Here is a 20,818-nt window from a genome sequence, read left to right on the forward strand (position 1 = left end):
CCCGCCAAGACCGCCTCAATCACCAATCTGCGCTTCGCTGCTGCCATCCACGCAGACTCGCAGAGCCATTCCGATGACCTGAGACAGGGGTATTCCGATGACCCGAGACACCCTATTCCGATGTCCTAAGATCACACACTGTCGCCCCGACCATGTGATGTCTCAGGACATCGACGACCCCCTCCCTCGACGCGAGCGCAAGCTCGTTGGTCTGCCTCCGCACGGTGGCAGAGCGACCCGACGGTAGGGTGGAGTCAGCGGCCACGGCCAGCCACGGTGCTCCACTGAGGCATGCCGGGCCCCTCCGGAAGGACATTCATGGCGACGAGGAAATGGTTCGAACGACCCCTGGCATTGACCAGCGCACTGACGGCCGTCACCGCCCTCTCCGGGTCGCTCGCGACCGACCCCGGCTCGGCCTGGTATCGAGCCTTGGACAAGCCCGGGTGGAAACCCCCGAGCTGGGTGTTCCCCATCGTCTGGACCGCCCTCTACACCGACATCGCGCTGACCAGCGCAAAGGTCATCGAAGACCTTGAGGCCCAGGGCGACCCTGCGTCCGCGGATCGATACCGAAACGCCCTGGTGCTCAACCTCGCCCTCAACCAGGGGTGGAGCTGGGCGTTCTTCCGGGCCCACAGGTTGGGCTCCGCGACCGTTCTGGCCGGGCTCCTGGCTGCCAGTTCGTGGGACCTGGCCCGCCGAGCAGGGCCATCCGGCAGCAGCCGGATGGCCGCGCTGGCGCCCTACGCGGCGTGGTGCAGCTTCGCGACATTCCTCACCGCGGAGATCCGCCGCCGCAACTCCTAGGTCAGCCCACCATTTCCGGTTCCCTCGGCTTCATGGAGTCGACCTGGCCACTGACGTCCGCCGGGGCGGTCGCCGGGTGAGGTGATCGCGTCCGCCGCGGCCACCAGAATGCGTCACCGAGGAGGACCGCAATCGCGGGGACCAGGACAGTGCGCACGAGCAACGTGTCCAGCAGGACGCCGACCCCGATGACGACACCGATCTGGGCCAGCACCACCAGCGGGAGAACGCCCAGCACCGCGAAGACTGCGGCGAGCAGGATCCCTGCGCTGGTGATGACGCCACCGGTGGCCGTCAGAGCCCTCAGCATTCCGCGCCTGCTGCCGTGGTGCCTGCCTTCTTCCCTGGCCCTCGTGACCAGGAAGATGTTGTAGTCGATGCCGAGCGCCACCAGGAAGAGGAAGGTCAGCAGCGGCACGCTGGAGTCCAGTCGTTCGAAGCCCAGCACCTCCACGAAGAGCACCCATGAGGCACCGAGCGCCGCGACGTACGTGCCGACGACGGTCGCCACGAGCACGAGTGGTGCGACCACGGACCTGAGAAGGACGAAGAGGATGCCCAGCACCAGCGCGAGGATGAGCGGGATGATCGTGCGTTGGTCCTCGGCGGCCCCATCCAGACTGTCGACGGACTGGGCCTCCGTTCCGCCGACGAAGGTCGGCGCGAGGCCCTCGAAAGCCACCCTCAGGTCGCGAACGACCTGACGCGCTTCGTCGCTTCCAGGCTCGGGTTCGAGCACCACGCGCAGCTGCGCGAGGTTCTCTGCGGTCCCTGCAGGAGTGGCAGACACCACCCCGGGGACGCCCTCAGCAACTTCTGCCACGCGCGTGGCGTCCTCTTCTGTGATGACGATCGCGGGGTCGGACTGGCCCGCCGGGAACGACTCGCCGAGGCGCTCCAGCGCCACGATCGCCTCCGGCTTGCGGAGGAACTGGTCCGACGGGCCGAGGCCGGTCTCGATCCGGAACAGCCCGGCACCGAGTACAGCGAGCAGCGCGACGCTGGCCAGCACGAAAACAGTGGGGCGGCGGGCCACCTGGGCCCCGACCCGCGCCCAGACGGAGCGGCCGCTGTCGACCAGGGCCGGTTGCCCCACACGGGGAACGAGTGGCCAGAAGACCCAGCGGCCGAACAGGACGAGCACCGATGGCAGCACGACGAGTGCATAACCGGCCGCGATGACGATGCCGACCGCGCTGGCGAGACCAAGGCCCCGGGTTGCCGGGAAGACCGACAAGAGCAGCGTCAGCACGCCCAGCACGACCGTGGACGCGCTCGTGAGTACGGCCTCGCCGGAGTGTCGCAGTGACGTACGCATGGCCTGGAAGCGGTCCTCACTGCTCCGGAGTTCGTCGCGGTAGCGCGAGATCAACAAGAGGGCGTAATTGGTGCCCGCGCCGAACACCAATACGGACAACACGCCGATGGTGGATTCGTCCCACGGGACGCCGGTCAGGCGCAGGGTGTGCGTGGCCAGGATGGCGGCAAGCCTGTCAGCCAGGCCCACGACGACCAACGGGATGATCCACAGCACCGGGCTGCGGTAGGTCAGCAGCAGGAGGATGGCGACCACCGCGGCGGTAGCGGCGAGCAAGCGGAAGTTCGCCCCGCTGAAGACGGCTCCCAGGTCCGCGCGGATGCCCGCTGGCCCCGTCACCTGCACGTCGACGCCCTCCGCGGCCTCGTCGCGGAGTTCCGCGCGCAACAACTCGACATCGTCGCGATTTTCGGTGGAGGAGTCCGCCTCGACGCTGATCGTCCCGAAGGCGGCTGTGCCGTCCTCACTCACGAGGGGCAGGGGCGGAGGCCCCGAAGGTGGGCCCCCAGCAGCGCCGGCGTCAGAGCCGGTGACACCGGGAGGCGGCCCGGCGCCGTCCGGAGCGCCCTCGCCGGGCTGCGGCTCTGCGGAACCCGCGTCCCCGGACAGGCGGCTGAGGAGAGACTCGCGGGCGGAGGCGATCTGCTGTTCGGTCAGCTTCCCCCCATCCGTGGACGTCCACAGGATCAGGGCTGTGGCGTCCCCCTCCTGCGGGAACTGCTCCGACAACTCCACCACGCGGGTGCTGTCGAATCCCTGGGCCAGGGAGTCGGTCGGTGAGGCGTCTCGTTCAGCCTCTGGGACGAGGCCGACGACAAGGCCTGCGAGGAGGACGAAGAAGATCGCCACGATCCACGAGCGTCTTCTTCCGATGTACAGGGAGGGGATGGACATGGTGGTCTCCTGAGCTGGTTGGCGGCTGAGTGGCCGATATGACGTGGGGGTCACTGGGCGGATTCGAGGGTGGCGAGCGATTCGAGCCGCTCAGCCAGGCAGGTGTTCATGAAGCGGAGGAACGCGCTCACGGCTCGCACTTCATCGGCGTTGAGCGCCTTCAGGTGGTCGTCGGTGGCGTCCATGAGCGGCCGCATCAACGCCATGATCCTGGTCCAGCCGAGAGGGGTGGTTTCGAGGGTCACCTGACGACGGTCGACCTCGCCTCGACGTCGCACTACGTAGCCCGCGCGCTCGAGCCTGTCCACCAGAGCCGAGGTCGTGGCGGCGGAAGTGCCGAGGGCTCCCCCAAGGTCGCCCAGGGTGACGGCCTTGTCGCGAGGGAGCTGCTGGAGGGTGGAGAGCGCCCGGTAATCGGTTGCGTTCAATCCGAGCAGCCGCGCCAGTTCCCGCTCAAGGCCGTTCGACAGGGCGATGATCGCCTGCATCGCATACGCATCGGGATGGTAGGCCTGCGCCATGGGTTTCCTTTCGTCGGTATGAATATTACTTCAACGGGCTGAAATGTCAATTGTGATTGACTAATTACCTGCACGGGTTGGGCCTCTTCGCAGCACCGGACACCGCCTCCGCCCAGCTGGCGATCGTTGCCGCCGCCCATCTGCGACCTTCTGATATGGCGTGCAAGGACTACGCCATGACTTGGTGCCCGCACTATTCGACAGACTCGACGTCTCAAATCGCTACGAAGGGGCGTGTCCCATGAAGAGGCTTGTTCTCAAGTTCGCGCTGATCCTGACCGGCTGCGCGGCGACTTCGCCTTCGGCGTCTCCCCCCTCCCCCGGGGCCCGACGCTCCCCCCTGCCACGGTGGCCATACAGGTGGACGGGTCTTCTACGAGACTATTGATACACGCAGCGAAATCGGACGCCATCGTGGCGGTGAGGATCAAGGCATCGCGCGCCGAGTGGCCCTCTCGCGAACTGGCAGTATCCAGTCGCCGGGGTGATCCGTGAGCAGGTCCAGTTCGAGGGTCTGCATCGGAGTCAGCAACACCGTGTCTTTGCGTAACTCCGCTCCCTGGGAGCCCCCAGGTGTGGCCGTGGATGTGCTGCGGCCCGCCCGGCCACGGTTGAGATCAACGTGCCGGAGTACCCCAGCGGTGAAGGCGCCGGTCACGACCAGCATTGACAGGCCGCCCATGGACCGCCCTGGAGCCTCTGACGCACACGAGCAGTGCCCGGCCACATGCAGGGGCCGGGCACTGCTGATGTGCTATTCAGGGCCGATCTATTTGGCCAACTGGACGGTGACGGAGTGCTTGGACCCGTCGTCGAGGACGGCCGTCAGCGTCCACGTACCAGCCGTGAATGCCGTCACCGTGCTGGAGCCCGGGTTGGTGTAGCCCGCCTTGGTGCTGAGGTTGAAGATGTACTGCCCGTCGCTGTACCGGAAGAGATTGCCCGTGGTGGAAGCCGCAGTCGAAACAGCCTCATCCACCCCGGCGTTCGGGACGCCATCCGCCCTCTTCACGTAGAGCTTCGCAACCGCCGTCGAGATCGGCGTGCCGTCGCAGTCCAACCGGAACTTCACCGGGACGGTGCTGCCCAGCTTGAACCTGCTGAGTCCATCCATGTTGATGGGCTGTCGGAAGCCGCCCCACGCGCCGGAGCCGTACACCACGTCGTAGGTGCGGGTCTCAGATGCCGTGTTGTCGGCCTTGTCGCTCGCCGAGGCGGTGTAGCTATAGGTACCCACCCCGGAGGCCGCTGACGGCTCGGCCCACGCCTCGCTCATGGTGGCCGGATCCACCCCGGAAAGGACGTCGCTGGGAGCGAAGGTCGGCTTCGTCGTCGAGCCTGCGGTGCAGAGGTCGACCGTGGCACCGTCAGCCGGGCCGCTGACGTCGAGCAGCGGCGCCGTTCGGTCGATCATGATCCCGGACTTCGTGTCGGAGGTCGCGTTGAGCGACCCGTCCGCGCAGGTTCCGGTGGCGGTCAGCGAACTGCCCTCCCCCGTCACCGTCTCCGCGACGGTCCATTCGCCGTGGACGATGTCGAGACACTCCCACACCACAGTGACGTCATCGTTGTGCCACCCGTGCGCATTGGGTACGGGTGCGGTGCTCCGCCAGGAGATCGAAGGTGCCGTGGTGTCCACCACGGTGATGCTGAAGCTGGCCGTCGACCGGTTGCCCCGAGCGTCCTTGGCGGTGCAGGTCACGACGGTTTCCCCCAGCGGATAGAGGCTGGGGTTGTCGCAGGTGACCAGCGGTTCCGCGTCCACCGTGTCAGTCGCCGTGGGCATGGTGAACGAGGTGAGTGCGCCCCCCAGTGTGTTGCCCTCGACGGTGAAGCTCTCCGGCACGCTCTCCAGCGTCGGAGGTGTGGTGTCCTCCACTGTGACGGTGAACGTCTGGGCAGCGGAGGCGTTACCCGCATCATCGATGGCCGTGCAGCTCACCGTCGTGGTGTCCAGCGGGAAGATGTCGCCCGACTCCGGGCTGCACGTGACGACCGGGACGGACACCGCGTCAGTCGCGGTGGCCGTGAAGGAGACGACCGCACCCGACGGCGAGGTGGCCTCTGCCGTGATGCTGCCCGGCACGGTGAGCTCCGGAGCTGTGGTGTCCGCCACGTTGATCTGGAATTGGGTTGTCTGGCTGTTGTTCGAGCCGTCCGTCGCAGTACAGATGACCGACGTTGCGCCTAGCGCGAAGGTGCTGCCGGAGGCAGGTGAGCAATCCACTGAAAGGCTCCCCCAAACGACGTCAGAAGCTGCGGGGCTAGTCCAGCTATACGACGCACCCGCCCCTGAGGTGGCCTCCACCGTTGCGCTGTCGGGCGTCCCGGTGATCACCGGTGGAGTCGTGTCGACGATCGTGACGCTGCCCGAGTCATCCGTCGTCTGGCCTGCGGAATCCGTGGCGGTGCACGTCACATCTGTCGTGCCGAGGGAAAGGAGAGATCCGATGGCTGGGGCGCAGGTCACCGCCGGAGTGCTCTCCGCGTCGCTGGCCACGCCCACGTCCCCGAACTCGAGCGTGCGACCCCCCAGGGTGTTGCCCTCCAGCGTCACGTCGTCCACCGTGATGCTGGGCCCCTCGTCGCAGGAGATGACGCTTGCGGTCAGTGCAATCGGATCGCTCTTCACGGTAAGCCCCGAGCCGTTGGCTTTCGTTCCCGTGGATGTGAAAGTGACGGAACCGGTACTGGGCCCGACAACGGAGGCATCGAGAGTGATGAGCGAGGTCACGGCGGCTGTCAGGACGTTGTTGTCGACGTTCCGCCAGTCGTCAGGGATAGCAATCTCGTTGCCGACGTCGAAGGACGAGGTGTAGCCGGCACCGGAGACATCCGCGGTGACCACCGCTGTCGTTTCGTTCTTGAAGACGTTCGAGTTGTCGTAATTGCCGTTCCGCTTGATCGCCACATTGACTGTGCGCTGGGCAGCTGAGCCCAGGCAGACCGTCCCGAAATCGATCGTGGAGCCCGAGATGACGGTGGTGGAGTCTCCGGCTGCGACGACCGTGTTGTCGGCGTGGCCCGCCAATGGAGCCGCCAGCATGAGGAGCGCCGTGGCGAACGCCACGGCAGAGCGCTGTAAACAAGTATCTTTCACGATTCCCCCAGGTAGGACAGCGCTCCCCCCTGGCAGCGCTTTGGCCACATTGTGCCTGACCAGCACTTTTCCCGCACGAAATCCTGACAACAGGCGGCTACCTGGAGCCCATGATCGGCAACTATCACGTCACAGGGGATGGTGGAATCTGATTCACGGAGCGCGGTCTCGCCCCCAGTGCAGCCACTTTGGTCAGCTATTGCCGCGGATGGAGAGCAGGGTTAACGTGACGTTCAGTCGACATCGAAGGAGCCGATGATGGCAACCCCCAAAAACAAGATCTGCTTGTGGTTCGTCCAGGACGCACAGGCCGCAGCAGAGTTCTATGCCTCTGTCTTCCCAGACAGCGAGGTGCGGGCTGTGTACCGGGCCCCGGGCGACTACCCCAGCGGCAAAGAAGGGGACGTCCTCACTGTGGATTTCACCGTCTGCGGCATCCCCTGCATGGGACTCAATGGCGGGCCTGAGTTCACCCAGAGTGAAGCCTTCTCCTTCCAGATCGCCACGGACGACCAAGCGGAGACCGACCGCTACTGGAACGCCATCGTCGGCAACGGCGGCCAGGAGAGCGCCTGCGGCTGGTGCAAGGACCGCTGGGGAGTGTCATGGCAGATCACGCCCCGAGCCCTGACCGACGCCCTGGAATCCGAGAATGCAGGCGTGCGGGAACGCGCGTTCGCCGCGATGCTCACCATGCAGAGGATCGACGTCGCGGAGATCGAGCGGGCCGCCGCGCGGGCCTGAAGCCCTCAGCGATCCGTGGAGCGGTCGTTCTCGAGTCGCAACTCCCTGCCCCGCGTGACGAGTCTGCTGTGCCTGTCGGCAAGCTTCTCGGACGCACGGGTGTCGCGCGGGGGCAGCTTGATCGTCTCCTCCGCCTCGATTCCACCCTGGAGTTGCCGCCCACGCTCGATCTCCGCGTCGACCTCAGCGCCGAACAACAGCACATTGTTGACGATCCACAGGCCCAGCAGCAGGACGATGAACGAGCCGATGATGCCGTAGGTGGCGTTGTAGGACGCGAAGTTGGAGACGTAGATCGAGAAGGCTGCCACCGCCACGGCGGCCACCACGAGGGCCAGCACGGCGCCGACGCTGATCCAGCGCAACCTGGGCTGCTTCACGTTGGGGGTGTAGTAGTACAGCATCGCGATGACCAGCACCGCCAAGGCCACGATCACCGGCCACTTCGCAATGTTCCACACCAGCACCGCGGTGCTTCCGAGGCCGATCAGGTCCCCCACCGACTGCGCCAGGTCCCCGGACAGGACCATGGCGAAGACCATGACGGCCAGGATGATCACCAGGACGAGGGTCAGCAGCAGCATCTGTGGCTTGTGCTTCCAGAAGGGGCGGCCCTCCTCAACCTCATAGATCCGGTTCATCGCCCGCGAGAACGCCCCCACGTACCCAGAAGCCGCCCACAACGCCAGGACAAGGCCGGTCACCAGCGCAAAGCCGGCGCCCGTCTGCTCCGCCAACCCGCTGACGGTGTCTCCCAACAGCCCGGCGAGTTCCTCGGGGGCGTACTGCTCGATGAGGGTCCGGATGCCCTGCGCCGACTGCTCCCCCTGTCCGAAGACGCCCAGCAGGGACACCAGCGCCAGAAGCATGGGGAACATCGACAGGACGGCGAAGTAGGTGAGGCTCGCCGCCAGGTCCGTCACGTGGTCTTTCGAGAACTCGGACAGTGCCCTCGTGAAGGCGTACTTCCAGGATGGCTTGTGCAGGTCCGGGGGAGAGTCCGGCTTACGCCCGTCGTTGGGCCCGGGGGCGCTGGCCGCCTTGTCCCGGGTCTGCTCCACTGACTCTGGTTGTGAGGCATGTTCGGCTGCGTGGTTGGGCATCGTGCTGCTCCTTCCGCCGGGCCAGTCGCGAGGAGTCGGGTGCTATGCCCCGATTCCACCGGGAAGGTGGGAACTCGTGGCCAGGTCTCACATCGTAACGGCCAACCCTTGACTATGGAATGGCTGACAGTAAGCGTCCCGACCGGACCTTTCCCTGTCCCCCGCCTACCCTGCGCCGGATCCTCCTCCGGCGGCACGGGCGGCACCGGCGAAGCTCGCAGCCAACTATTCGGCCATCCCAACTATGCCAACGGCCCCCCGGCGACGGTGGGAACCGGAGGTCGGCTTCCTGATCCAGAGGGCTGACAACGTCACCTTCACGAGGCGTGGTCAACGCGACGGTGGGGCCCAACATCACGTCGTTCAGCCAGCCGGCACCGCCGCGAAGACCTACTACTACCGGGTCCTCGCGTTCACCAACACGATCCAGTCGCCGTGGTCGAACACCGCCACGGTCGTCGTCCCGTAACCCACCCACACGACGATGGACCCCGAAGCGTTCTCCGCTTCGGGGTCCATCGGTTCTGTGCCGTGTTCACCAACACGATCCAGTCGCCGTGGTCGAACACCGCCACGGTCGTCGTCCCGTAACCCACCCACACGACGATGGACCCCGAAGCGTTCTCCGCTTCGGGGTCCATCGGTTCTGTGCCGGCCAACGACTACGCATACCCACCCGAGGGGCGGGGCGCGACGGGCGGCAGGGCGCCGCTGTGGACGCGTCGGATGAAGTAGGTGATCAGTGAAGCGAAGGAGCGCTTCGGCTCGGTCGGCGATTGTGGTCGCTCAAGCTCAAGGCGTCGGAGGGTGGCCTCCCGCTCGAGCTCCGCTGCGCGTTCCTGGTGGATCGCGTATGGAACGTGGTAGTCGTACATTGTGGTCCCCCCGGTCTCGCGGACCCTGCTCCGGATCCGCGCTATTGCTGACAGGTCTAACTGTCCGCCGGAGGGACACCCCGTCGCATCGGGCAGATGCCCTAACCGGTCTCCGCGCCCCATGCCTGGAGCCCATCAGTCATGCGGCACGTCCTCGTCGACCCCCTGCAGGAACGGACCCTGCGGGCCCACCCCCTCCGTGAGCGCGTTCACCGTCTGGCCGCTGTTCCGGCGCACCAGCGAGTCCAGCGCCAGCCCGACTGGATGCACGCCGTCGCGGAACCTGATGGTGATGCCGGGTAGATCCGCCCGGCCGACGACGGCAGCGACCAGCTGGGCGACATTGCCGCGGGAGGTCTCGCCCGAGAGCACGTGGTCGCCGTACTCGATCTTCCCCGTGGCCGGTTCCTCCGTGAGTTGGCCGGGCGCGACAATCGTCCAGTTCAGCGACGACGCCCTCAGGTGCTGGTCGGCGTCGGCCTTCGCCACCGCGTAGTGGTGGAAGGGGTTGTCCTCGGGGACGTCGTCGACGCCGGAGCCCACATAGGAGACCATCACGAACCGCCAGACTCCCGCCTGCAGGGCGGCGTCGACCGCGCGCATGGCCGCGTCCCTGTCGACGGCGTAGGTACGCTCGGGATTGCCGCCGCCGGCGCCGGCCGACCAGATGACGGCGTCCAAGCCGTCGAACTGGGCTGCCAGGCCGTCGGTGTCGAGGTTCTCCACGTCGGCCACCACAGCGCGGGCCCCCGTCTCCTCCACGTCGCTCACCTGGGCCGGGTTGCGGATCAACGCCGCGACCTCGTGGCCGCCCTGCACCAGGAGGGGGTGCAGGAGCAGAGCGATCTTTCCGTGTCCACCGATGATGCAGATCTTCATGCCACCGACCCTACGTGGGTTCGGCGACGTCCGGAAGGACCCCGACGGGGCGTTTACCGTGAGCAATTGGATGGGGTCACGGTGGCGACACGCCGACGAACAGCGTTACAGGTGCCGTGACCCCATCGAATTGCTCGCGGTCAGAGCCAGCCGTTGTCGGTGGCGGTGCGGAGCGCCTCAGCGCGGTTGCGGGCGCCGAGTTTGCCGATGGTGGAGCTGAGGTAGTTGCGCACCGTCCCCTCGGACAGGTAGACGCTCTGCGCTATCTGGGCCGTGCTCGCGCCGCCGGCCGAGGCGGCCAGGACCAGGGCCTCCTTCTCCGTCAGCGGCGAGCGGCCGATGCTCAGCGAGGCGGCCGCCAACTCCGGGTCCACGGTGCGGAGCCCCTCGGACACCCGCCGGATGGACTCCACGAGCCTGTCGACGGGGGTGTCCTTCACCAAGAATCCCACCGCTCCCCGTTCCAGCGCCCGGCGGAGGTAGCCCGGACGGCCGAAGGTGGTCACCACGATGATCCTGCTCTTGGGGGCGACGTCGAGCACGTGCGGGATGGCTTCGATGCCGTCGTCGACACCCAACCCGCCGTCGGGCATCTGCACATCGAGGAGGATGACCCCGGGCTGGGTCTCCAACGCCCGCTGCACCACCTCTGCGCACGTGCTGGCCTGACCCACCACCTGCAGGTCCTCCTCCAGCGCGAGCATGGTGGCCAGCGCCGTCCGGATCAGCGTCTGGTCATCCGCGATCAGCAACGTGGTCATGCGGCGCCCTCCGGCACGGCCGGCGCCCCGCTGCGGGACTGCGAATAGGACTCGATCTTCGACAGGCAGGACGATCGCAGCGACGCGCCGGACCCGGTGGAGGACACCCCGGTGGAGGCCACCACGGTGGTGCCCACTCCGTCGGCCACCACCTCGAGCCGCCCTCCGGCTTCCGCCACGCGGGCGCGCAGGCCGCTCAGGCCGGTGCCGTTCCGCTCCCGGTCCCCGATCCCACGGCCGTCGTCAGAGACGGTCAGCACCCCGTCGCTGTAACAAATGGTGCAGGTGGACGCTTCGGCGTGCCGCACGACGTTGGTCACGCTCTCCCGTACCACGTAGCCGAGCAGTTCCGACGTCCGGTCGTCCAGGGCAGGCAGGGCCGTCGGGATGACCGCCTCGATGCCGGCTGCGGTCAGCACCGAGCGTGCCGAGGCGATCTCGCTCGCGAGGCGCACCTTGCGCATCCCGGAGGCAGTCGCCCGGACGTCGGCGAGGGCCTGTCGGGCGATCTGGGCCAACTCGGCCACCTCCGCGCGGGCGGCAGTGGCGTCGCGGTCGATCAGGCGTTCTGCCAGGTCCGCTTTGACCGCCACCGCAGTCAGCGAGTGCCCGAGGATGTCGTGGAGATCACGTCCGATCCGCTCCCGCTCCGCCGCGACCGCCAGCACCGCGGTGCGCTGCTCCGACAGCCGCAGCCTGTCGCGGGTGCGGCTCGTCTCCAGCGCCAGCGCGATCACCAGGCCCATAGCCAGCCCCAGGGCACCCATCACCACGATCTGCAGGTTCCGCTCGACCAGTGCCGTCAGGATGGCGACCGCTGTGGTCACGAGGATCACGACACGCGAATGCCGGAATGGGAGGAGCACGGCGGCCGTGGTGGTGATGTAGGGCACCTGGTAGATGGGCATCGTGTGCCCTGGCGACAGCGCCATCAGCCCGACGGTGCCGAGGACGGCCGCCATCCAGAGCCATCGGCCGCGTGCATTCCAGTGGGCAATGGCGGTGGAACCCACCACGAGGAACCCGAGCAGCAGGGAAGTCGCCACCACGAACAGCCAGATGTGCAGCGGCGCCCCGGAGGCGAACACGATGGGGATGAGGACGAAGGCGGCACCGGGCGCGATGTACAGGCCGCCCTGCATCACCATGCGCCGGTACCACGGCAAACCGTCTGCCGCCGGCTGGTGGGCCGGGGCCCGGCTTTCGTCGAGAACGCTATCCATCTACAACCTTCAGGGGTCAGGGCGCGACCTGCGCACAGCATGACCGTAGCCGAGTCCACAGGGCGCGACGCGTCAGGCCATCATCGCGGAGCCGGTCATGCCCCCAAGGGCCGTGTGGCACTACATCACCGACGCCGCGACGACGCATGGACGTGCCCTATCCTCAGGGCCCGCAGAGGCCGGCGCCAGGATGCGATGTCATCACTCTGGGGTGACATCTGTCATCAACCGACGGACAGCCAGGCCAGATCCACCGGCGACTGCTGCGCCGACAGCCAGCACAGGAGCCGGTGCTCGGCCATCATCGCGCACGACGAGGCGCGCAGCCCCTGCTCGGTCTCCCCCAGCCCTGCGGCGAACAACTTGGCCACCGCCACGTCACGGCCCCTCACTGGAGCACCGGCCGAGCGGACCCGGCCGTAGCCGATGCGCGACATCGCCTCGATCCCCAGTTCCCGGAAGTTGCCGACCGGCCAGGCTCCGCCTGCCAGGTCGATGGGCACCATGCCGTGCATCGTCAGCACGATCACCTCGTCGACGCGGCCCCGCGACAGCACCTGGGTGGCAGCTTCCTGCGCCTCCTGCTCCAGCGGGAGGCCGAGCTGGGTGGCCAGGTGCGCGGCGACGGCGCCCCACGCCGTCGGCTTCTCCAGCACCTGCCCGAGCACGAAGTCGACGCGGTCCACCAAGTCGTCGGGGGTCCAGCTCTCCATCATGTGCCGCACGGCGACATAGGCCCAGGCGTCGTCGACGAAACGCTCACCGGCCAGCTTCTCGCGGAGCTGCTCCGGGTCGAGATGGGAGCCTATCTCCAGCAGCGTCCGGCCACCGGGGCCCCACACCCCCACCCTCGACAACCCGGGCGGTGGGTACAGCTCGAACTCGCCGTCGGTGTCCGTCACCCGGACGCTCTCATCGGCGACCACCAGGCCGTCGGGGACGCTCAACTCGACGCCGTGCCCGACGCCGGGGTAGCGGTCGAACGGGAACCACGACGGCTCCAGCGGCATGTCCAGGATGTCGCCTTCGAGGGCCTCATAGGTCCACGCCGACGACAGGACACTCTTCGGCCGCAGCAGCGGCTCCGCCTCCAGGAGGTATGCGGTGCCCGGTTCGGGGCCGTCGCTGGACAGCCCGCGTCGCTGCGTGAGCAGCCCTGGGCCGTGTTCCGACGGGAGGACGATCTCGCCCGACGCCTCGGCCAGCCAGCTGATGGGGGCCTTCTCCCCCACCACCCGTAGCAGGGGGCCGGGGACGGTGACGGTGTCGTCGATCTCCGAGGTGAGGTTGACCTGCAGCCGCAGGCGCGGGCCGGACGACAGCCGCACCGAGCCGGTCACGCCCGAGGTGTGCCGCAGTTCGGCTCCCGCATCGTCGACGGTGTCGTCGAGCAGCGTCCAGCCGTCACCGAATTCGACGCTCAGGTGCCGCAGCCGGCCGTCCCCGGTCATCTCGAAACCGTCCGCCCGGGGGCGCGTCTCGAAGTGTTCGCTGGCGACCCCTGTGAGTTCCAGGCTCATGATGTCTCCTCGGCGATCTCCTGCGGGTGCGACTCCGGCAGCACCGCCTGGACGACGGAGCCGTCCTTACGACGTCCGCCCACCAGAGGGTGGCTACCCTCCAACGATGGCAGGAGTGGGCCCTGCCCGTCGAGCGGCACGGCGACCGGACTTCCGGGTAGCACCGTCAGCGGCCTCCCGCGCACGGCCAGTTCGACCGGGCCGCCCTCCTCCACGTCGAAGGCGATCGAGGTGCGCGCCAGGCGCACTCGCAGACGGGAACCGTGCACGGTGATGGAGAACGTCAGCGACGGCCACTCCTTGGGCAGGCGCGGGTCGAACGTGAGCTGCCCGTCGTGGTCGCGCAAGCCGCCGAAGCCGTGCACGAGCGCCTTCCACACGCCGGCGGTCGACGCGATGTGCACGCCGTCGCGGGCGTTGGAGTGCAGGTCCGCGAGATCCACGAACAGGCCGGACGTGAAGTACTCCATGGCCATGTCCTGGTACCCCACCTCCGCCGCGAGGATGGACTGCACCACGCTGGAGAGGGTGGAGTCGCCGGTGGTGATGGGGTCGTAGTACTCGAAGTTGGCCTTCTTCTGCTCCGTCGTGAACTGGTCGCCCTGCAGGAACATCGCCAACACCACGTCGGCCTGCTTCAACACCTGAAACCGGTAGATCACCAGCGGGTGGTAGTTCAGCAGCAGCGGCCGCTTACTCTCAGGGGTATTCTCCAGGTCCCACATCTCCGAGTAGAGGAACTTCTCGTCCTGTGGGTTGATACCGAACGTCTCGTCGAAGGGGATCACCATGCCCTTGGCGCAGGCCTCCCACTCGAGCACCTCGTCGTCGGTCAGGCCCAGGTCCTCCACCACGCGCTGGTACGCCGCCTCGTCCATGTGGCGCATCTCGCGGATGAGGGAGACCGCGTAGTTGAGGTTCGCGCGGGCCATGACGTTGGTGTAGAGGTTGTTGTTGACCACGGCGGTGTACTCGTCCGGTCCCGTGACGCCGTGGATGTGGAACCTGTGCGCGCCCTCGGCGTCGGTGCGCCAGAAACCGAGGTCAGCCCACATGCGGGCGGTCTCCACCAGCACGGCGGCACCGTCGCGGTACATGAAGGCCTGGTCGCCGGTGATGTCGCGGTACTTCTCGAAGGCGAAGGCCACGTCGGCGTCGATATGGTACTGGGCGGTTCCGGCCGCATAGTACGCCGACGCCTCCTCCCCGTTGATGGTGCGCCACGGGAACAGCGCGCCGCGTTGCGACAGCACACCCGCCCTTTCACGGGCCTGCGGCAGCATGATCACCCTGGAGCGCAGCGCGTTGCGGGCCGCCCGCGGCGAGGTGTACGTGAGGAACGGCAGTAGGTAGATCTCCGTGTCCCAGAAGTAGTGGCCCTCGTAGCCTGAGCCTGTCACGCCCTTGGCGGGGATTCCCAACTGGTCCGCGCGGGCCGACGCCTGCGCCAGTTGGAAGAGGCACCAGCGCACGGCCTGCTGGATGGCCGGCTGACCCTCGACGACCACGTCGGAGTCGCGCCAGAAGTTGTCCAGCCAGTGCCGCTGCTGGTCGTAGAAGTAGTCGAAACCCTTGTCGCGGACGCGGTCGAGCGTGCGGCGACAGCGGTCCGACAGTTCGGCCACCGGCACCCCGCGCGAGCTGTGGTAGACCGCGGCCTTCGAGATCCTGATCGGCTCGCCCTGCTTCGCGTCGAAGCGGTACACCTGCTTGCCCACGTCTTCGGTGGTGGAGATCACCGCCTCGTACCGGTTCTCCGTCTCCAGGGAGTGGTCTGCCGCCACCGCGAGCGTCATGCCGGAGCGCGCGGTCTGGAAGCCGAGCAACATGCGATCGCCCTTGCTCCAGTTGAGTTCCGGGTTGAGCACCCGCTCCTGGAACTTGCTGGTGCGCCGCGGGTCGAAGCCCTCCGCCTGCTCGGTCGCCCGGTAATCGGAGTACCCGTCCTGCCTGTTGACGATCTGCGAGCTGACCACAATGGGGGCTTCACCACCCTCAAGCAGTGTGATCTCGATCTGCATGAGGGCAAGGTGACGGTCGGTGAACGAGACCATGCGGCTGCTCCTGATCTCCACCACCTTCCCTGACGGCGTGCGCCACACCACCTTGCGGTTGAGGCAGCCGGAGCGCAGGTCGAGGACCCGCTCGTAGTCGTCGAGGTCTGCCACCGTGAGCGTCAGCGGCTCGTCGTCGACATAGACCTTGAGCAGCTTGGCGTCCGGAACGTTGACGATCGTCTGGCCGGTGTGGGCGAACCCATAGGCGGCCTCGGCGTGCTCGATGGGCCATGTTTCGTGGAAGCCGTTGATGAACGTGCCGTTGGCGTAGCTGACGCGCCCCTCCTCAGGGTTCCCGCGCATGCCGAGGTAGCCGTTGCCGACGGCGAAGAGCGACTCCGTGGTGCCCACGTCATGGGCGCTGGGTTCCACCTCCACCAACCGCCACGGGTCCACCGGGAAGCGTGAGCGGTTCATCGGGTCGGTGATGATCTCGCGGGTCTTCATGCCGCAAGCTCCCGGAGGTCGTCGACGACGAGGTCGGCGCCCGCGATGAGCAGCGCCTCGTGCCCGACGCCGCGGTCGACACCGATGACGAGGCCGAAATCTCCCGCCGCGCCCGCGGCCACGCCGGAGATCGCGTCCTCCACGACGACGGCGTTGCGGGTGGGCACGCCAAGCATCTGGGCGGCGTGGATGAAGGTGTCCGGAGCCGGCTTGCCGGCGATGTTGGCCTGGGCGGCGACGTTGCCGTCCATCACCACGGGGAAGTAGGGGGCGAGCCCCGCGGCGCGGAGGATGGCCGGCGCATTCTTCGACGACGACACCACCGCGAGCTTGAAACCGCCGGCCGCGAGCTGCTCGACCAGGAGTTTCGAGCCGGGATAGGGGTCCACGCCGTCGCGCTCGATGATGGTGTTGAAGGCTTCGTTCTTCCGGTTGCCGAGCCCACACACCGTCAGCTGGCTCGGGTCGTCCGTCGGCCGACCCTCCGGCAACACGATGCCGCGGGACAGGAGGAAGTCGCGCACCCCGTCGTAGCGCGGTTTACCGTCCACGAAGGCGAAGTAGTCGTCGTCGGTGTACGGCAGTTGGCCGCTGCGCGTGCTGAGGAAGCCGTTGAACATGTCGGCCCAGGCGTGCATGTGCACCTCAGCGGTTGGGGTGATCACTCCATCGAGGTCGAACAGGACTGCTTGGTAGTCGCTCCACTCCATGGGCCCACCCTATGCGGCGTTGATGGCCGCGGAGAGGATGCGCGGCCGGTCCCGGCATTTACCGCCCCCGTGCTCAGCGACCGACCCGCTTCCGGCGCTGGCAACGACCGCACCAGTACATGTTGCGACCCTCGAGCATGGCGGTGCGGATCTCGGAGCCGCACACCAGGCACGGTTGCCCTGCCCGTCGGTAGACGTAGACCTCACCGCCGTGCCGGTCGACCCGCGGATCGCGGCCCTGGACCTCCGGGCCGTGCTCGTCGCGGACCGTGTCGATGCGGCCGGCACCGACGGCGTAGTGCATCAGTTCGACCAGATCCGCCCAGAGGGCGTCCCAGGTGCGGCGGTCGATGTCACGGCCGGGTACCGCGGGGTCGAGGCGGTGCCGGTAGAGCACCTCCGCGCGGAAGATGTTGCCCACTCCGGCGGCGACGCGCTGGTCCATCAACAGGGCGGCGATCGGCTTGCCGGAGCGTCGTACTCGTTCGAAGCCCCGCGACGGCTCGGCGTCAGCGCGCAGCGGATCGGGACCGCTCGAGGCGACCACCGCGTCGCGCTCCTCCAGGGTGATGATGCGGCACCATTGCGGCCCCCGCAGATCTGCGACGGTGACGCCGTTGTGGATGCGCAGCCGCACCTCGCCGACAGGTGGGGCCAGGGGCTCGAAGCGGATCTTGCCGATCAACCCCAGGTGGATGTGCACGACGTCGCCCGTGGCGAAGTCGAGGAAGAGGTGCTTGCCGACGGCTTCGCCGTGGTTGAACACGGAGCCGTCAAGAGGTGTCGCGTCGAAACGGCCCTGCGGGGAGGTGACGGAGACCTCGACCCCGCCGAAGGTGGCGGTGTATTCGGACGCGAGCCGGTGAATGACGTGACCCTCAGGCATTTCGCCACCTTAGCCGTCCGTAGACTCGACCCATGAGCGAAGAGCAGCGGCGTGAGTTCGGGCGCGATGGCGTGTCCGGCCTGGTTGACCGGGAGCGGGCCCTGCGGGCGAAGCTGCTCCCCCGTCGGGATCGCAGCATCGAAGACCAGCAGAAGCATCAGCGCCTCAGGAATCGCAACGCGCAAGAAAGTTGAGCGATCAACGGTCTGACAAGGGCGTCCGCACAGATGGACGCCCGAGGTTCCTGGGCAAAGTGCGCATAGACTCTGCACATGTCTTCGAACGACCCGACCAAGGGCGCACTCCGTAAACCCCGGCGGGCCAACGTGCGCATCGACTCAGCGCTCGTTCTCCCGCGCCTCATAGAAGCCCAGCGACGGATGCGGCAGCAACGCGTCGCCAGGCGTCAACTGCGCAGGCTCAGCGGTTCTCGTATTCCGCAATGAGGTCGATGCGGCGCTGATGCCGGTCCTCCCCCGGGAACTCCGTGGTGACGAAGGTCTTGACGATGTCGTAGGACTCTTCCAGGGACTGCATACGGCCGCCCAGTGAGATGACGTTGGCGTCATTGTGCTCGCGGGCCAGCCTGGCCAACTCCACGTTGTACGCCAACGCCGCGCGCACGCCCTTCACCTTGTTGGCCGCGATCTGCTCACCGTTGCCGGAGCCACCCAGCACGACGCCCAGGGACCCCTCCTCCGCTACGACTGCCTCTGCACAGGGGATGACGAACGGAGGGTAATCGTCCAGCGCGTCATACTCGTGCGCGCCGTGGTCGACGACCTCGAAGCCGTCCTCCTGAAGCCGCTCGACGAGGTAGTTCTTCAGCTCGAAGGCCGCATGGTCAGTGGCAATGTGGATTCGCATGGGTCAACTATCCCAGCCCGGCCGGGCCGCTGCTCAACAGGGTGACGAATCCTGCCTCGTCCAGGATGGGCAGCCCAAGCTCCTCCGCCTTGGCGGCCTTCGTCCCCGCGTTGGCGCCCACCACGACGTAGTCGGTGTTCTTGCTGACCGAGCCCGCGGCCTTGCCGCCGCGGCTGATGATGGCCTCCTTCGCGCCGTCCCGGGTGAAGCCCTCCAGCGATCCGGTCACCACCACGGTGACGCCCTCCAGTGTGCGCGGCTGCGACCGGTCCACTTCGTCGGCCATCCGGACCCCGGCAGCCGCCCACCGGTCCACAATGGCGACGTGCCAGTCCACGTCGAACCAGTTCTTCACCGACTCGGCAATCACCCCGCCCACCCCCTCCGTCGAGGCGAGCTCCTCCAGCGAGGCCGCGCGGACGGCGTCGAGCGAGGCGAACCTGGCCGCCAACGACCGGGCCGCCGTGGGGCCGACGTGCCTGATGGACAGCGCCACCAGGACGCGCCACAGGGGCTGGGTCTTGACCGCCTCGAGGTTGGCGATGAGCTTCTCCCCCACCGTCGACAACACGCGGCCGTTGCGGCTGGGCGCGTCGCCGTCTGAGGGCTTGGCCAGCCGCGTGTAGAAATCCGTGGCGAGCAGGTCTTCGGCCGTCATGTCGAAGAGGCCGCCTTCGTCCGTCAGCAGGCCGGCGCTGAGCAGCGCGTTCGCGCCCTTCTCGCCGAGCGCCTCAATGTCGAACGCGCCACGCGACGCCAGGCTGAACAGTCGTTCCCGGAGCTGGCTGGGGCAGGTGCGGGAGTTCGGGCACCGGATGTCCTTGTCGCCCTCCTTCTCGGGCCGCAGTTCGGTGCCGCAGGACGGGCAGTGGGTGGGCATCACGAACGGCCGCTCCGAGCCGTCGCGCAGCGCCACGACGGGGGCGACGATCTCCGGGATGACGTCGCCGGCCTTCCGGAGGACGACGGTGTCGCCGATGAGTACGCCCTTGCGCTCTACCTCGAACGGGTTGTGGAGCGTGGCCATCTCCACCGTCGAGCCACTGACGAAGACGGGCTCCATGATCCCGTACGGGGTGACGCGGCCGGTGCGGCCCACGTTGACCCGGATGTCGAGCAGCTTGGTGTTGACCTCCTCCGGCGGGTACTTGTACGCGATGGCCCAGCGAGGCGCCCTCGACGTGGCCCCCAACCGGTCCTGCTCCGAGAGCTTGTCCACCTTCACCACGACACCGTCGATCTCGTGGGTCAGGCCGTGGCGGTGTTCGCCGTAGTGGGCGACATACTCCGCCACCTCCGCCCGCGACTCCAGCACCTTGTAGGCCGGGGACACCGGCAGGCCCCACTCCTTCAACTGCTCGTAGGCGTCTGACTGCGACTCGAAGGCGGCCCCCTCCACGACGCCGATGCCGTGCACGATCATCTGCAGCGGGCGCGACGCGCTCACCGCGGGATTCTTCTGGCGCAGCGAACCCGCCGCCGCGTTGCGCGGGTTGGCGAAGGGCGCCTTGCCGTCCTCGACCAGCGACTCGTTGAGCCGCTCAAAGCCCGCGACGGGGAAGAAGACCTCGCCGCGCACCTCCAACACGGCCGGCGCCGCGCCCTTCAGCCGCCGCGGGATGCCCCTGATGGTTTCCACGTTGGGCGTGACGTCCTCGCCCACGCGCCCGTCGCCGCGCGTGGCCGCGACGCTGAGCCGGCCGTGAAGGTAGAGCAGGTTCACGGCGAGCCCGTCGATCTTCAGCTCGCACAGGTAGCGGTCTGCCGGGGTGCGGTTGAGCCAGGCGGTGAGTTCCTCGTCCGAGAACACGTTGTCGAGGCTGAGCAGGCGACGGCGGTGCTCCACTGGCTTGAAGTCCGTGATGCGCGCGGTGCCCACGCGTTGGGTGACGGAATCAGGCGTGACCAGCGACGGGTGGGCGTCCTCGAGCGCCTGGAGCTCACGCATCGTCTCGTCGTACTCCGCGTCCGACATGGTGGGCGAATCAGCCCCGTAGTAGGCCTCCTGGGCCTCGGTCAGGCGCGTGTTGAGGTCAGTCCACTGGCGGCGCAACTGCGGGGATTCCACCCCGGCCCGGCTCTCTTCACTCATACGTTTTATCG

The 20,818-nt window shown here is 67.6% G+C and carries 18 protein-coding genes; 4 read left to right on the top strand and 14 right to left on the bottom strand.

Annotated features, from left to right (window positions below):
- Positions 1–318: 318 nt before the first annotated feature.
- The gene (locus H5393_RS05310) at positions 319–810 is read left to right on the top strand and encodes a TspO/MBR family protein (RefSeq protein WP_076060591.1); all 492 of its coding nucleotides are present in this window, start codon (positions 319–321) and stop codon (positions 808–810) included.
- Between the two features lies 1 nt (position 811).
- Here H5393_RS05310 and H5393_RS05315 read toward each other — a convergent pair whose 3' ends face one another.
- The 3 genes from H5393_RS05315 to H5393_RS05325 all read right to left on the bottom strand — a co-directional run bounded on the left by H5393_RS05315 (position 812) and on the right by H5393_RS05325 (position 6,613).
- Positions 812–3,022 carry an MMPL family transporter gene (locus H5393_RS05315; protein WP_182765816.1) on the bottom strand — a complete coding sequence of 737 codons (2,211 nt, stop codon included), beginning with the start codon at positions 3,020–3,022 and terminating at the stop codon, positions 812–814.
- A 50-nt stretch (positions 3,023–3,072) separates the two neighbouring features.
- Positions 3,073–3,543, bottom strand: coding sequence for a MarR family winged helix-turn-helix transcriptional regulator (locus H5393_RS05320; protein WP_182764373.1), 471 nt, complete (start codon positions 3,541–3,543; stop codon positions 3,073–3,075).
- Positions 3,544–4,312: 769 nt separating this feature from the next.
- Positions 4,313–6,613, bottom strand: coding sequence for an HYR domain-containing protein (locus tag H5393_RS05325; RefSeq protein WP_182765817.1), 2,301 nt, complete (start codon positions 6,611–6,613; stop codon positions 4,313–4,315).
- A 288-nt stretch (positions 6,614–6,901) separates the two neighbouring features.
- Here H5393_RS05325 and H5393_RS05330 point away from each other — a divergent pair, with 288 nt between their 5' ends.
- Entirely contained in the window at positions 6,902–7,387 is a 486-nt protein-coding gene (locus H5393_RS05330) for a VOC family protein (RefSeq protein WP_182764376.1), read from the top strand.
- 5 nt (positions 7,388–7,392) lie between these two features.
- Here H5393_RS05330 and H5393_RS05335 read toward each other — a convergent pair whose 3' ends face one another.
- Positions 7,393–8,490, bottom strand: a complete 1,098-nt coding sequence (locus H5393_RS05335) for a YihY/virulence factor BrkB family protein (RefSeq protein WP_182764377.1) — start codon at positions 8,488–8,490, stop codon at positions 7,393–7,395.
- Between the two features lie 244 nt (positions 8,491–8,734).
- Between H5393_RS05335 and H5393_RS05340 the strand changes: the two genes are divergently transcribed.
- Complete coding sequence (locus tag H5393_RS05340) at positions 8,735–8,959, top strand: hypothetical protein (RefSeq protein WP_182764378.1); 225 nt, start codon at positions 8,735–8,737, stop codon at positions 8,957–8,959.
- A gap of 193 nt (positions 8,960–9,152) precedes the next feature.
- Here the strand turns inward: H5393_RS05340 and H5393_RS05345 are convergent, their stop codons facing one another.
- The 8 genes from H5393_RS05345 to H5393_RS05380 form a co-directional block, all read right to left on the bottom strand.
- Positions 9,153–9,365 carry a hypothetical protein gene (locus tag H5393_RS05345; protein WP_182764379.1) on the bottom strand — a complete coding sequence of 71 codons (213 nt, stop codon included), beginning with the start codon at positions 9,363–9,365 and terminating at the stop codon, positions 9,153–9,155.
- Between the two features lie 135 nt (positions 9,366–9,500).
- The gene (locus tag H5393_RS05350; protein ID WP_182764380.1) at positions 9,501–10,244 is read right to left on the bottom strand and encodes an SDR family oxidoreductase; all 744 of its coding nucleotides are present in this window, start codon (positions 10,242–10,244) and stop codon (positions 9,501–9,503) included.
- A 140-nt stretch (positions 10,245–10,384) separates the two neighbouring features.
- Positions 10,385–11,005: a response regulator transcription factor gene (locus tag H5393_RS05355; protein ID WP_182765818.1), complete on the bottom strand. Its 621-nt coding sequence runs from the start codon at positions 11,003–11,005 to the stop codon at positions 10,385–10,387.
- Positions 11,002–12,228 carry a sensor histidine kinase gene (locus H5393_RS05360; RefSeq protein WP_182764382.1) on the bottom strand — a complete coding sequence of 409 codons (1,227 nt, stop codon included), beginning with the start codon at positions 12,226–12,228 and terminating at the stop codon, positions 11,002–11,004. Before H5393_RS05360 ends, H5393_RS05355 begins: the two co-directional genes overlap by 4 nt.
- Positions 12,229–12,452: 224 nt before the next feature.
- Positions 12,453–13,748: a hypothetical protein gene (locus tag H5393_RS05365; RefSeq protein ID WP_182765819.1), complete on the bottom strand. Its 1,296-nt coding sequence runs from the start codon at positions 13,746–13,748 to the stop codon at positions 12,453–12,455.
- Positions 13,745–16,252, bottom strand: a complete 2,508-nt coding sequence (locus tag H5393_RS05370) for a glycoside hydrolase family 65 protein (protein WP_182765820.1) — start codon at positions 16,250–16,252, stop codon at positions 13,745–13,747. Before H5393_RS05370 ends, H5393_RS05365 begins: the two co-directional genes overlap by 4 nt.
- The gene (locus H5393_RS05375; RefSeq protein WP_182765821.1) at positions 16,249–16,962 is read right to left on the bottom strand and encodes an HAD family phosphatase; all 714 of its coding nucleotides are present in this window, start codon (positions 16,960–16,962) and stop codon (positions 16,249–16,251) included. The genes H5393_RS05370 and H5393_RS05375 overlap by 4 nt, the downstream gene beginning before the upstream one ends.
- A gap of 73 nt (positions 16,963–17,035) precedes the next feature.
- Positions 17,036–17,848 (bottom strand): Fpg/Nei family DNA glycosylase, encoded by an 813-nt coding sequence (locus H5393_RS05380; protein WP_182765822.1) that lies wholly within the window; start codon positions 17,846–17,848, stop codon positions 17,036–17,038.
- Between the two features lie 32 nt (positions 17,849–17,880).
- On the opposite strand from H5393_RS05380, the gene H5393_RS05385 reads away from it, so the two are divergent.
- A complete protein-coding gene (locus H5393_RS05385) occupies positions 17,881–18,042 on the top strand; it encodes a hypothetical protein (RefSeq protein ID WP_182765823.1) in 162 nt (53 codons plus the stop codon).
- A 226-nt stretch (positions 18,043–18,268) separates the two neighbouring features.
- Here the strand turns inward: H5393_RS05385 and H5393_RS05390 are convergent, their stop codons facing one another.
- Together H5393_RS05390 and ligA are read right to left on the bottom strand one after the other, a co-directional pair.
- A complete protein-coding gene (locus tag H5393_RS05390; RefSeq protein ID WP_182765824.1) occupies positions 18,269–18,715 on the bottom strand; it encodes a ribose-5-phosphate isomerase in 447 nt (148 codons plus the stop codon).
- A 7-nt stretch (positions 18,716–18,722) separates the two neighbouring features.
- The gene (ligA, locus tag H5393_RS05395) at positions 18,723–20,807 is read right to left on the bottom strand and encodes an NAD-dependent DNA ligase LigA (RefSeq protein WP_182765825.1); all 2,085 of its coding nucleotides are present in this window, start codon (positions 20,805–20,807) and stop codon (positions 18,723–18,725) included.
- Positions 20,808–20,818 lie beyond the last annotated feature (11 nt).

Origin of the sequence: Tessaracoccus sp. MC1756, from assembly GCF_014164735.1 — a bacterium.
Classification (GTDB): Bacteria; Actinomycetota; Actinomycetes; order Propionibacteriales; family Propionibacteriaceae; genus Arachnia.